Below are 13,688 nucleotides of genomic sequence, written 5' to 3'. Positions count from 1 at the left end.
TTACAAATTTTTTATCATTTCCTGCAATCGTTCTCTCTTACTTTGCGCTAATGGAATATTGCTATTATCAGCCATGATTACATAACCGCCATCACTTTTTATGTACGATTTTAAATAAGATAAATTAATTAAATGCGATTGATGAATTCTTTCAAATCCTTGTTCAGTAAGCATTTCTTCAAATTCTTTCAATGTTCTTGAAATTAAAACTGGTTTGTGATTTTTAATAAAAAACTCTGTATAATTTCCTTTTGCCTCACAGCGAATAATATCAGAAACTTCAAATAAATGAATGCCATCGCTTGTAGAAAGTGCTATTCTTTTAAAATTATCAACTTTCTTACGAATGTTTTCCAACAACAAATCAATATGTTCAAACGAGTTGCTTTTTCCAACAACCTCTTTTATTTTTGAAATTGTATTTTGTAATTCCTCAGGATCAACAGGTTTCAAAATAAAATCTAAAGCACTAAACTTGAATGCTTTTAAGGCGTATTGTTCGTGAGCAGTAATAAATACAATATGTGCTTTTGTTTTACCTTTCAGTTGTTCTAAAATATCAAAACCTGTTCCGTCAGATAAATGAATATCAAGAAAAATCACTTGAGGTTGTAAACGCTCTAATGTTTCCACACCCGATTTTACACTTTCTGCTTCACCAATAATGTTTATTTCATTGGTATAGCGTTGTAAAAGTGCTTTTAAACCTTCACGTAAATGTTTGTCGTCGTCTATTAATACTGCTGTAATCATGTTTTTTAGTGAAAAGTGATTAGTCTGCTAACTATTTTATGTATTGTATTGGTAATCTCAATGTTACAATCGTTCCGTTGTTTTCAATAATTTCAATTTGTGCCGATTTAGAAATGGTTGCTTCCATAATTTCCAATCGTTTTTTTGTTATTTCTAACGCCATTGATTGATGTGCGGTTACCGATTTTTCCTTTATTTCTTTCGATTTTGAAACGCCAATGCCATCATCTTTAATCTTACAAACGAGTTGGTTGTTTTCAACATCAAAATGAACTTCTATTTTACCATTTCCTTCCTTTGGAACAACGCCATGCAAGATAGCATTTTCTACAAAGGGCTGAATCAATAATGGTGGTATTCCCATATTAAATTCCACTTTATCAGATGATTTTATTGAGAATTCAAATTTGTTATGAAAACGCAATTGCTCTAATTCTAAATAATTTTGTAAACTTTCAACTTCTTTATCAATAGGAATCAATGCGCCTTTTGAGTATTCTAAAGTCAATCGCATTAGTTTAGAAAATTTAGATAAATATTTTAGTGCTGAGTCGGTTCCGTTTTGAACAATAAAACTTGAAATTGATCCCAAACAGTTAAAAACAAAATGAGGATTCATCTGTAAATGCAATGCTTTTTGCTCATATTCTGCCACTTCTTTTTGTAATGTTAATCGTCTTTTAATTTGTCTTCTGTTGTACATCACTAAAATCAAACCAAGTAAAAGTAGTGTACCAATGATAGAAAAAAGCAGAATTAAATTTTGGCGTTTGTTTTTTTCAGACAAAAGTGCTTCTCTTTTTTGATACTCAAAATCCATTTCGGCTTGAACAAATTTTTTGTCGTTCTCTTGATTGGTAATACTATCTCGAGCAATAATATAGTTTTTATAATGAAATAAGGATTGTGATGGATTGTTTTGTGCTGCATACAAGTCACTTAACAGTTTCTCTGAATGAAATGTTTGGTCAAGAACTCCAATTTCTTTCGCATAATTCAAAGATTTTGTTGCGAATGGCATCGCTTCACTGTATTTTTTATTTTCAAAATAAAGTTGTCCTAAATTGTATAAAGCAAGTGAAGCGCCAAATTTATTTTGCATCGCTTCATATAAATTCAAAGCTGATGTATAATGTGAAATTGCTTTTGATTCATCGTTAAGTTTTCTATGATAATCACCTAAATAGTTGTTTAACAATGCTAAACCGCGATTATTTTCAACTAATTTAAAACTTTTTTCAGCTTTGGTGTAGTATTTTATAGCTTCCGAAAGATTACCGTTTTCAAAATAAATAACACCAATATTAGTTAAAGTCACAGGAACAGTTTGCTCTCCAATTTCCTCTTGAATAGTAAGTGCTTTTTTAAAATATTCTAAAGCTTTGGTATTGTTTTGCTTCGATTTATATACAATTCCAATATTATTGTAAGCTTTTGAGATGTTGTTTTTTTGTCCAATTTCTTGGTATAATTTTAAAGCTTTTTGATATAGTTCTAAAGCCATATAATAATTACTTTCCTCTGAAAAAACTACACCTTCACTTGCATAAGCTCTTGCTAAACCATTTTTATATTTTTTATTATTGGAATCACTGTTTAATAATTTTTCAAATTCAATTTGCGCCTTCTTGAAATCACTTTTAGCATTTTTATAATTTCCTAAAATGATGTTTGAATTCCCTTTATTGATGTAAGAACTTGCTAAGCCAAAACCATAAGCTGTTTTTGAGGATAGTAGTTTTGCTTTATTAGCATAAAAAGCAGTTGAGTCTGGATTTAATTCTTTGAATTTATCCGCTAAATGATTGTATAGATTTACTTTTGATGTATCTGCTTTTGAAACACTCAAAACTCTTTTTAAACTATCAATTTCACTTTTTTGCGAAAAACCAATTTGGCAATAAAAAACTACCAAAAAGAGAATCACTATGTTAAATGTATTTTTCAAAATATTTTTCTTTAACTAATTACTACAAATATAAGGTAAGTTTTTAGCATAGATTATTGCAACTATCATTCAGTGTTTTTCACTTATTATTCCAAATGTTTAATTTATTTTGATATTTTCAACTATACTAAATTTCCAAATTTGTGATAATTATCAGTCACGAAAACGTTTTCTTTTGCTAATTTTACTACCAACAAAAATTAATCAATATGAGTAATACTTATAAACTGTCTGTAAATCATTCCAATGCCTATGATTTATCGGAAAGTGATCTAAAAAATCTTGATGCTGTTAGTGTGGAAAATAATAAATTCCATATTTTAAAAAATCACATTCCTTACAAAGCAGAAATCGTTTCTGCCGATTTTTTAGCTAAAAAATACACCATCAAGGTAAACAATAACACTTATGAAGTAGCTATTGAAGACGCTTTAGATATTCTTATTAAAAGTATGGGAATTGAACGTGGTAGAACTAAAGTTATCAATGCTATTAAAGCGCCAATGCCTGGCTTAATTCTTGAAATTAGCGTAGAAGTTGGGCAAACCGTTAAAGAAAACGATCCTTTATTAATCTTAGAAGCCATGAAAATGGAAAACAGTTTCCTTTCACCTCGTGATGGAGTGATTAAATCTATTGCTGTTGAAAAAGGGAACGCTGTAGATAAAGGACAATTGTTAATTGAATTCGAATAAAAAGACACAAATTTTGCCACAAAGGCGCAAAGCCACAAAGGATTTTTTTTTTTATTCATACTATTTAAAAAAAACTTAGCGACTTAATGTCTTAACGGCAAATTAAAATTTATATATGAAAAAAATAACCAAAATATTAGTTGCCAATCGTGGAGAAATTGCGATTAGGGTAATGAAAACAGCAAAGAAAATGGGTATTAAAACGGTAGCCGTATTTTCAACTGCTGATAGAAATGCACTTCATGTAAAATATGCTGACGAAGCAGTTTGCATTGGTGAAGCGGCTTCAAGCCAATCTTATTTACGTGGTGATAAAATCATTGAAGTTTGTAAAGAACTTGGTGTTGATGCAGTACATCCAGGCTACGGATTTTTAAGTGAAAATTCCGCTTTCGCAGAAGAATGTGAAAAGAATAACATCATTTTCATTGGGCCAAAATCCAAAGCTATTGAAATGATGGGAAGTAAATTAGCTGCAAAAGATGCTGTAAAAGCTTATGATATTCCAATGGTTCCTGGTACAGAAGATGCAATATCTGATATTGAAGATGCAAAAAAAGTTGCTACTCAAATTGGATTTCCAATTTTGATTAAAGCTTCAGCTGGTGGCGGAGGAAAAGGAATGCGTGTTGTTGAAAAAGAAGAAGATTTTGAATCCCAAATGGAACGCGCTATTTCTGAGGCTACCAATGCTTTTGGTGATGGTTCGGTTTTTATTGAAAAATATGTAACCAAACCACGTCATATTGAAATCCAAATTATGGCTGACAGTCACGGAAATGTATTGTATGTTTTTGAAAGAGAATGTAGTATTCAACGACGTCATCAAAAAGTAGTGGAAGAAGCACCATCGTCTATTTTAACTCCTGAAATGCGAAAAAAAATGGGTGAAGCAGCTGTAAAAGTAGCTCGTGCTTGCGATTATCTTGGCGCAGGAACCGTTGAGTTTTTATTAGACGATAAACATAATTTTTATTTCCTCGAAATGAATACACGTTTGCAAGTGGAACATCCAGTTACTGAAATGGTTTCAGGATTAGATTTAGTTGAATTGCAAATTAAAGTCGCTCGTGGTGAAGCTTTAGATATCAAACAAGAAGATTTAGTAATTCAAGGTCATGCTATGGAACTTCGTGTTTATGCCGAAGATCCAATGAATGATTTCTTACCAAATGTCGGAAATTTAAGTACTTATAAATTACCAGAAGGTGAAGGAATTCGTGTAGATAACGGAATTGAAGAAGGAATGGATGTCCCAATTTATTATGATCCGATGCTTTCTAAATTGGTTACTTATGGAAAAACTCGTGAGGAATCCATCGAGTTGATGATTAAAGCCATTGATAATTATCATGTAGAAGGTGTTGCTACTACATTACCTTTCGGAAAATTTGTAATGGAACATGAAGCTTTTCGCTCAGGTGATTTTGATACAGGTTTCGTAAAAGCGTATTATAGTCCTGAAAAACTAAAAGCTAATTTAGACATCGAAGCTGAAATTGCAGCCATGATTGCCTTGAAACAGTATATTGCTGACAAACAAGTTTTAAGATTACCAATAATTAGCAATTAGCGATTTTACATTAATACAATAAAATAATTTAAACCACATAGAATCATAGATAATTTTAGATTTTTTTAAAGATAAAATAGAAAAATCTTCGATTTTCATAGGAACTATGATAGCTATATAAAGCGAAGCGTCTCAACACAAAATGAAACTATGAATCTATGTTTCTATGTGGTTAAAAATAAAAATAAATGGAAGATAAAATTAAAATATTAAACGATAAAATAGCTTTAGCCAAATTAGGTGGAGGTGAAAAAAGAATTGCGTCGCATCATGCCAAAAAGAAATTAACGGCTCGTGAACGTGTGGAATATCTTATGGACGAAGGTTCTTTTGAAGAAATCGGAATGTTGGTAACACACCGAACTACCGATTTTGGTATGGAAAAAGAAATTGTTTATGGCGATGGTGTTGTGACAGGTTATGGAACAATTAACGGAAGAATTGTATATGTTTTTGCACAAGATTTCACCGTTTTTGGAGGTTCATTATCTGAAACTCATGCTGAAAAAATATGTAAAGTAATGGACATGGCTCTAAAAAGTGGTGCGCCAATGATTGGGTTAAACGATTCTGGTGGAGCTAGAATTCAGGAAGGTGTTCGTTCGCTTGGTGGTTATGCTGATATTTTTTATAGAAATGTACAATCTAGTGGTGTAATTCCACAGATTTCTGCCATTATGGGACCATGTGCTGGTGGCGCTGTTTATTCGCCTGCTATGACCGATTTTACGATGATGGTTGAAGGAAATAGTTATATGTTTGTTACTGGACCAAATGTGGTGAAAACGGTTACAAACGAAGAAGTTACTTCGGAAGAATTAGGTGGAGCGAGTACACATTCTACTAAATCTGGTGTGGCACATATCACTTCGCCTAACGGAATTGAATGTCTTGAAGATATTAAAAAATTATTGAGCTATTTGCCTCAAAATAACAGAGAAACAACACCTAAGTTGCCCTATGTAACTAACGATGAAGTTCGGGAGAAACTGGATACTATTATTCCAGATAATGCGAACAAACCTTACGACATGCACGATGTTATTGACAACATTATTGATGAGGATTCGTTTTTCGAAATTCATAAGGATTTTGCCGAAAATATTATTGTAGGTTTTGCAAGATTAGGAGGAAGAAGCATCGGAATTGTAGCTAATAATCCTAAGTTTTTAGCAGGATGTTTGGATGTGAAATCTTCAATTAAGGGTGCGCGATTTGTTCGTTTTTGCGATTGTTTCAATATTCCATTGTTGGTTTTAGAAGATGTTCCTGGATTCTTACCTGGAACGGATCAAGAATGGAACGGAATTATCGTTCATGGCGCAAAATTATTATATGCTTTCAGTGAAGCCACAGTTCCAAGAGTTACAGTGATTACTCGTAAAGCTTATGGTGGCGCGTATGATGTAATGAATTCGAAACACATTGGTGCCGATATGAATTTTGCATGGCCATGTGCCGAAATTGCTGTGATGGGAGCAAAAGGTGCATCTGAAATTATCTTCAAAAAAGAAATTAGTGAAGCCCAAAATCCAACAGAAAAATTAGCAGAAAAAGAAGCAGAATATGCGGAGTTGTTTGCAAATCCATATACAGCAGCGCAACGTGGTTTTATTGATGAGGTTATTTTACCAAAAGATACACGTAGAAAACTACTAAAAGCGTTCAGTATGCTCGAAAATAAAGTGGTTGATACACCAAAACGCAAACACGGAAATATTCCGTTGTAATTATCTTTTTTTCATGAAATGAAAAACCCGTTTTGTAATGCAAAACGGGTTTTTTTGTGAGGTTTTACACTTGACCTTTTTTTGGTAATTCAGGTTTTTCTGTCAACGTTCTATTGCTTTTCACCAGTTGCTGCTGCAATGACTGATCAAAACAAACCCACGAATTTTCTTTGAAAGATATAAATGTATCAACCAGATTATTCCATTAAAACAAAACAGCAAGTGCAAGCTTTGTAATAGTCAATAAAACCAGTATTGGCAGTTGTTTTTATTGAACAATAATTTTAAGCACATTTATATCATTATTGTTTTTATTGGATAGTTTTATTAAAAAAACGCCTGGAGATAATTTACTTGAATCTATAGACTGATTGTGCTTCAACTGTCCAGCAACTACTATCTGCCCTAATGTATTTAAAATTTGGTATTCATATTCAATATCTTCTGAGAAATTAAAATGAATACTATCTCCTCTAACTAACGGATTTGGGTATATAATTATTTTTTTTTCTAATTCATTATTAATAGTTGAAAGTGTGCTACAACCAATCAGTGAGACATTAAAATGTGTACTAAAATAGGATACCATACTTTGAGTAAATGCAAGAGCAAATGCCGTCCTATTTGCTGCTGTGTTTCTAATATTGTTGTAATTTAATTCCATTTGAAGTCCATTTATTGGAGCTCCAATGTTATAACAAGTATGATTTGCAGTAATATATCCACCACTAAAATAATTTGAAGTTGTTCCAGGAAACGGAATGCTTTGACTAGGAACTGATGGGAAATTATTATTTGCTAAAAATGTACCTAAAGAATAAGGTCCTCTCAAAAGTTCCGCATGTGTATAATTGTTTACATTGTTTAGAACTAGATTTTTAATAGAACTGTAGTTTAAATATTGTTCTGTATTCAAGGTACTGTCAGATAATCCTAGTTCAGAATCGTAAAGTAAATATCCTAATTCAATTCTTTGAATTGGATTGCCATGACCATGTAAATCCACGAAAAAAGTTTTATAGTCATTTTGTAGATTTGTCGTGTTTCGTGCATTAGTTATAAAACCATGAAATTCATTCCACGCTGTTTCTGCTTCAGAGTTACCACATGCACCGTCTGCTAAATTACGATTAGGGTCAAGTTTACTACGATTCAAGTGAGAAATAATTAAATGAGGATAGCAACCTGTTAATTCAAAAAGTTTGTTTTTGATTTCTAACGCAGTTTCAATGGTAAATTCGTCTGTTGCATAAACAGGGTTGTTACAAGTTCTATTTGGTATAGCGCTTGGATTTAAGTTACCGCCATGAGGAACTGAAATAACTAACGGAAGTGTTCCTACTTGATATTCAATAAAATTATTAGTTCCAAAAATTACTTGTTGTGCATTTGCATAGAATGTTGCAAACGTTAAAAGTAAAGTAAATAGTAATTTTCTTTTTGTTATCATTTTAAAAAGTTGCTAACGTTTTGCCGCTACCAGAAGTGGATATGAACCAAAACCAAGCCCTTACAAATATAACTAAAACTTTAAATTAAAACTTTCCAATTTCTGATAAATCCCTTGTATGGACATTTCTTGAAGGTGTTGTAAGCAGAAGCTTGCATAATTTATATTTTCTCTTTTAAAAGTTCTATTTCTGTTGGACTACTTAAATTTCTTTTTATGTGTTGATTAAAATGTTTTTTGGCGGCATCGACATCACCTTTCCGAGTGTACAAAAAGCATAGAATGTAATCAAAGGATATAATTCTACGAATAAATTCTTTTTTTTCTTGTTCAATATCTTTTATTAAATTTTGAATATTTTGTTCGATAGATTCATTCTGTTGAAACCATTTTTGAAATTTTGAAATATTTCTATCTAAAACTTCATTTAAACTTTTACGAAATTTTTCTTCGTTTACAGTACTTACCTTATCTATGTTTATAGGAGAATGTTCATCATCACTTTTTTGCCAACCTTCAGACTTTTTGTAATAAATGATTTTAGTTGACTTGTCGGTCTTGTGATAAATTAATTTACGTCCAGAAATAGTTGGTATGAAGTTATAACAGTTTCCATACGAAAAAGATCCACCAAAATACTTAAACACATTATATTCCACTACGTGTTTAATTCCCTCTTCGTTAAAATTACTAAACCAAATGTATTTACCATTCCAATTGACTAACCCTATTTCTGCTAACTTTGGAGTTACAATTTCATTGAAAATTTCTATTCTTTTGTCTAAATGAACTTCATCTAAGTTATTAAGATCATCATAAATTTCATTAAGTGCTTTTCGTCTTTGAAAAAAATGTTTTATCTCTCTAATAATATTCATCTATGTTGTTGATATAAAAAAATTATGCTAACGTTCCGTCACTTCTTTTCAGTTGCATATCTTAGAACCAATTATTTTATATCAAAGATAAAATTTCTTACGAAACGTAAACGTGAATTTATTACAAAATTCTCAATTGAGAGAAACTGCTGTTGGTAAAAGTTTTTTAGTTAGAAACTTTTCTTCTCTTTATAAAAATCCCTGTTCTGTCGTATATAAATTCATACTTTGGTTTTGAATTGATAGTTGCTACAAATTGACTTGTTTCGTAATCTTCTTTTAAATGGTCGTACAATATTGGGATTAAAATCTCTCCACTTGTATTTATAACTCCATGTTTTTCATTAATAGTTACTTCTGAAATATCTTTGTGAAATTGAGTTACTGAATCATAGATACATGGAATTACATTTTGTCCATTTTCGTTAATAAACCCATACTTTCCATTTATTGAAATTTGGCAGTATTTGTGATTGTCACTTTGTATCTCTCCAAAGATGAATACATCCTCATATTGAAATTCAATAATTATATTGCCTGAAAAATCAATAAAACCATATTTGCCATTCTTGTGAGCCGTTATCAATCCATTCCCTAATTGTAATACCTCGTCATATATGATTGGAATTTTAATCTCATTTTCTTTATTTACGTAACCATATTTGCCATTTTTCTGAACTTGAATAAGACTTTCCTCATAATCTGACAAACTAATAAATTCATAATTATTTTCAAATCCTAAAATGAAATTACCACGACTATCATAAAGAGCATATTTTTCTTCTCCTGAATTTATTTTACCAAGAGTTACAACATACATATTAAATTTAGAGCTAGCTGATGAATATTGTGCAGGAATAATAATTTCATCATGATTATTCATATAGCCAACTTTACCAGTTGAAGGAGAGTGAAATACATATAATTCATCCTCCATGCTCATTTCCTGGCAATGTGCAAATTGTGAGAATAATGAACATATGAAGAAAAAGATACTGTTTTTCATAAATGTTTGCTAACGTTATGGTACTAAACAAGGTTACAAACCTCGGGACTAATTATTTTCGATAAAGATAAAATTTCTTGTAAAATATAAACTTGTATTTACCACAAAATTCTCCATTTTACCAAACTGTTGTTACCAGCAGTTTTTTTCAACTAATTCTTTAATTTTTGTTTTTTCAATTTCGCTCAGTGAGTTAAATTTCAGTGTAACTTCTGTTTTAGTAATTCCTTTTTCTCCAAAATTAATCTTCACAATATTATTCTCAAAGCTTATCTTATTTACTTTTTTTACATATGCAAATGGAAACCTATTTGAAAGTTCGCTAAGTTCTGTTGTTAAAATAATTGGTAAAGAGAGTTGTTTTAGAAAACTATTTTTAGTAAAACCTAAAATTATCATAGCGTTTTTAGTCAAATATAAATCGCAACGATTAAATAAAAAATCTCGATTATTTCGCCCCATTGTCATAGTTGCGATTTTGGTCTGCTCAATATAAAGTTCTGTCTCAGTTTTTAAACTTTCAATTAAGAATTTATATTGATTTTCTCTGTTTTTATTTATTGAGTTTATAAAAAATAATATTAATATAAAAAAAGTTGAAAAGAAAATAATTGGTATTAACATATTTTAAATTTTGTTTTTTTCCACAATTCAATAAAGATAAAAAATATCTTTTCTGCATTAAGTTATTGAATTCTCCATCCTGCTAGTCAATTGCTAGTAATGTTCTGGCGTTTAACAAGATTGAAAACCTCGGAACTAATTATTTTCTGATAAAGATAAAATTTCTTGTAAAATATAAACTTGTATTTACCATAAAATTTGCCATTTTATCAAACCGCTTTTAGTGTAAGTTTTTATCATCTTACTGCTTTGTTAATTTTTAAATCTACACTAAATCCTCCAATTCCTGTTCTTTCTAAAAAATGGCACCACATTCCATTACCAATTTGTTGCAATTCGATTCTTGAAAAATAATAAGATGCCGCTCTTGGCGAAAAGTCTTTTAAACATTCAATATTTGAGTTTCTTATTTTTTTTGAAAATTCAATTGCTGAAATGGGTTCAATTTGCTTTACAAAACCTAAACCATTAGGCATTTCACTTATTGAACTAATGAAAAACCAGTCGCTTCTGGGCATTTTTTTTTTAGGTTTATATCCGTATGGTGCTGGAATTAAAATTTCATTTGGACTTGTGTGGATATTATAATCTAAATCATCACTTGTAAAAAGTGCTTTGTCGTACAATTTCGATAAGTCTTCAACAAAAATAGCTGGGATTTTGAATGGGTTTATGTTATCATCGTTTTTTTCTTTTTCTTCTTCCAACTCTAAATCGCCTTCATTTGGTAAGTTCAAAACCACTTCGCAATCACAACCGCAACCTTGTTCCAACATCAAATCTTCAAAATCTTCTAAGTCAATTTTATTTTTTTTTGCCCATTGCATTGCAAAAGTTAATTTGTGATTGCACGATTTTGTAGTTAATTTATCTTCTACAAACGTGATTAAATCATTGGCTTGTTTTTCTGTAAGTAGTATCATTATTATTGAATTTTGCGTCCTTTAATTATATAATATCCAAAAAAACCTTTGGCTAACTTGAACTCTACAGTTTTGTTTTCAAGTTCATCAATTGGTGTATCTCCCGTTTTAAATCTTTTTAAAACGCCATTATAGGTAACATCAAAATGGGAATAGTAGTTATTTTTGTTAAGTGTTCGTTTTCGGATTTTTGTGACATTCACATTTTCGATTTTCAAGTTTACTTTTTCAATATGATCAGAAGCTAGAAAAGTGTTTATCGAAAAAAATAAAATTACTACAAAATTACCAATTGGAATAGTAATAAGAAAATAGACGAGTATGTATGATAAAATATTCAGGAGAGTGTTTTCTAAACTTATTGGCACAAATTTTTTATAGAAAAGTATTGTTACAATTAAACTCGGAATGAAAAGTAATGCTAATACAATTTTAATATCTATAAATGTCTTTTGATAAAAAAAGAAAATCCAAATCAATAAAAAAAGGAATCCTGTTATTACTGATAAATTGATGATTTTTTTATGTTTTTTTAAATTGCTCTTTTCATCTTTTTTAACTTTCGAATTGGTTCTCATATTCAAATTTTAAAATTATCTTTTGTTGTAAATTATTGAAATCGATGTTCGTATCAGTAATTATTCTGTAGTTGTTACGCAATATTTTAAGTAATCTAATATTTTTTTACTAAGTCTGTTTTCTAAGTACTCATTTCCGCCTTTTAAGGAATTATGTATTTGAACAGCTTGTTTTTGATATTCTGTAATCTTTTCAATACTCCAATGTTCTGGTGGAACTTGTAAGTTTGTAATTCTGTCTGCCAATTTTACTGCCCAAACTTCTTTCTTCAATTCTTTAATACGATTTAGACTATCGTCCATTCTTTTTTCTTTTGGAATATTAGAGTTCTTTGTTAAAGATAAAATTGCTTTTGCAATTTCTTCTCCAAATTCATTTACAAGTTCATCAAAAGTAGTTTCTGTATCTTCCAATATGTCGTGGAGTAAAGCGACTTGAATTGCAAATTCTGTATCAAACGTTTCTGTTTTTTGAGAAGCAATTAAAATTTCCATTGCAACATTGCTTAAATGAACTACGTAAGATAAGTTTGTTCCCGGGATTAATTGATTTTTATCAGCATGCTTTTTTGCAGCAAACTTTATTGCATTTTGATACTTTGTTTGTAATTCGCTCATGTTTTTTATTCAAGTTTTTAGTAAAGCGACTAACGTGTTTCGGCTTACGCCTGATGTTGGTGCAATCACTAGCAAAACAAATTTACTGAATTAATTTGAAAGATTAAATTGAAAATATCTGAGTACTTTTCGCGAATAACAAAATGGCAAGCGTAAGCATAAACAGAATTAAAAACTGGAGTTAGGGTTAGCTTTTTTTGTTAAATTAAAAACCATAAAATATATATCTGTCTTCAAATTTTTCTTTTTTTATTTTCCAAACCACAACATAACCGCCAGCACCATCGCTATTAATTGAATCTATGTAGATTGTTTTATTAATTTCGTCATAATGAACAGTAATTTTATTTATACTCGGTTCATATAAATTTTCTGTCGCACTTTTTGGAAGTATAATTACTTTATCTTTAATCTTCATTTTAATTTCTTCATATTGTGTTTTTGGTACTTCGCCATCAGTTCCGTAATACTGCTTTTTATCAATGAGAGTAATTACCTTTTTATTTTCCTTCGAATAAGTGAATTTGTGTTTTTTAGGTTCAAATTTTGCCTCAGTTACTCTAATTTCAATACTATCATTGCCTAAAACTACCTCATTAGCACTGATTGTTTTTCTCTTAATTTCTTTAAATTTCTCGATTCGTTTAAACCTATCGTTGTAAATATAACCGCTTAAAGATTCGTTATTTTTAAAATAATCGATATTTACCCAATTTCCTTCTCGTTCTAAATCATATATTATGTGACCATTTTTTAAGGTATCAATTAATTGACTGTCTTTATTAGCCTCTTTTCGGACATTTACAAAACCATCTTTGTCATTAATTATAGATTGTGAAAACGACTTGTTTGTTAGAAAAATTGAAACAAGTATTATTAAGTATAAATTTATTTTTCTCATTTTTAACGAAA

The 13,688-nt window shown here is 30.2% G+C and carries 13 protein-coding genes; 3 read left to right on the top strand and 10 right to left on the bottom strand.

Going from position 1 to position 13,688, the window contains the following annotated elements; all coding sequences use genetic code 11:
* Window positions 1-753: a LytTR family DNA-binding domain-containing protein gene (locus Q0049_RS00455; RefSeq protein WP_298115176.1), complete on the bottom strand. Its 753-nt coding sequence runs from the start codon at window positions 751-753 to the stop codon at window positions 1-3.
* 31 nt (window positions 754-784) lie between these two features.
* A complete protein-coding gene (locus tag Q0049_RS00450; RefSeq protein ID WP_298115173.1) occupies window positions 785-2,701 on the bottom strand; it encodes a tetratricopeptide repeat protein in 1,917 nt (638 codons plus the stop codon).
* Between the two features lie 209 nt (window positions 2,702-2,910).
* Between Q0049_RS00450 and Q0049_RS00445 the strand changes: the two genes are divergently transcribed.
* From Q0049_RS00445 to Q0049_RS00435, 3 genes are all read left to right on the top strand, one after another.
* Window positions 2,911-3,396 (top strand): acetyl-CoA carboxylase biotin carboxyl carrier protein subunit, encoded by a 486-nt coding sequence (locus Q0049_RS00445; RefSeq protein WP_298115170.1) that lies wholly within the window; start codon window positions 2,911-2,913, stop codon window positions 3,394-3,396.
* 115 nt (window positions 3,397-3,511) lie between these two features.
* Window positions 3,512-4,969 carry an acetyl-CoA carboxylase biotin carboxylase subunit gene (accC, locus tag Q0049_RS00440; protein WP_298115167.1) on the top strand — a complete coding sequence of 486 codons (1,458 nt, stop codon included), beginning with the start codon at window positions 3,512-3,514 and terminating at the stop codon, window positions 4,967-4,969.
* 188 nt (window positions 4,970-5,157) lie between these two features.
* Window positions 5,158-6,699 (top strand): acyl-CoA carboxylase subunit beta, encoded by a 1,542-nt coding sequence (locus tag Q0049_RS00435; RefSeq protein ID WP_298115164.1) that lies wholly within the window; start codon window positions 5,158-5,160, stop codon window positions 6,697-6,699.
* A 268-nt stretch (window positions 6,700-6,967) separates the two neighbouring features.
* Here the strand turns inward: Q0049_RS00435 and Q0049_RS00430 are convergent, their stop codons facing one another.
* From Q0049_RS00430 to Q0049_RS00395, 8 genes are all read right to left on the bottom strand, one after another.
* Window positions 6,968-8,149 (bottom strand): T9SS type A sorting domain-containing protein, encoded by a 1,182-nt coding sequence (locus Q0049_RS00430; RefSeq protein ID WP_298115162.1) that lies wholly within the window; start codon window positions 8,147-8,149, stop codon window positions 6,968-6,970.
* A 161-nt stretch (window positions 8,150-8,310) separates the two neighbouring features.
* Window positions 8,311-9,027 (bottom strand): hypothetical protein, encoded by a 717-nt coding sequence (locus Q0049_RS00425; protein WP_298115159.1) that lies wholly within the window; start codon window positions 9,025-9,027, stop codon window positions 8,311-8,313.
* A gap of 166 nt (window positions 9,028-9,193) precedes the next feature.
* Window positions 9,194-10,033 (bottom strand): WG repeat-containing protein, encoded by an 840-nt coding sequence (locus Q0049_RS00420; protein ID WP_298115156.1) that lies wholly within the window; start codon window positions 10,031-10,033, stop codon window positions 9,194-9,196.
* A gap of 132 nt (window positions 10,034-10,165) precedes the next feature.
* Window positions 10,166-10,657: a hypothetical protein gene (locus Q0049_RS00415; protein ID WP_298115153.1), complete on the bottom strand. Its 492-nt coding sequence runs from the start codon at window positions 10,655-10,657 to the stop codon at window positions 10,166-10,168.
* Between the two features lie 236 nt (window positions 10,658-10,893).
* Window positions 10,894-11,580 (bottom strand): DUF2695 domain-containing protein, encoded by a 687-nt coding sequence (locus Q0049_RS00410; RefSeq protein ID WP_298115150.1) that lies wholly within the window; start codon window positions 11,578-11,580, stop codon window positions 10,894-10,896.
* A 2-nt stretch (window positions 11,581-11,582) separates the two neighbouring features.
* The gene (locus tag Q0049_RS00405; RefSeq protein WP_298115147.1) at window positions 11,583-12,158 is read right to left on the bottom strand and encodes a hypothetical protein; all 576 of its coding nucleotides are present in this window, start codon (window positions 12,156-12,158) and stop codon (window positions 11,583-11,585) included.
* Between the two features lie 60 nt (window positions 12,159-12,218).
* Complete coding sequence (locus Q0049_RS00400; protein ID WP_298115144.1) at window positions 12,219-12,776, bottom strand: HD domain-containing protein; 558 nt, start codon at window positions 12,774-12,776, stop codon at window positions 12,219-12,221.
* A gap of 205 nt (window positions 12,777-12,981) precedes the next feature.
* Window positions 12,982-13,677, bottom strand: coding sequence for an SH3 domain-containing protein (locus Q0049_RS00395; RefSeq protein ID WP_298115139.1), 696 nt, complete (start codon window positions 13,675-13,677; stop codon window positions 12,982-12,984).
* Window positions 13,678-13,688 lie beyond the last annotated feature (11 nt).

Source organism: Flavobacterium sp. (assembly GCF_027484205.1).
Classification (GTDB): Bacteria; Bacteroidota; Bacteroidia; order Flavobacteriales; family Flavobacteriaceae; genus Flavobacterium.
The sequence above is the reverse complement of the archived record's forward strand: the minus strand, read 5'-3'. Positions and strand labels throughout refer to the sequence as shown.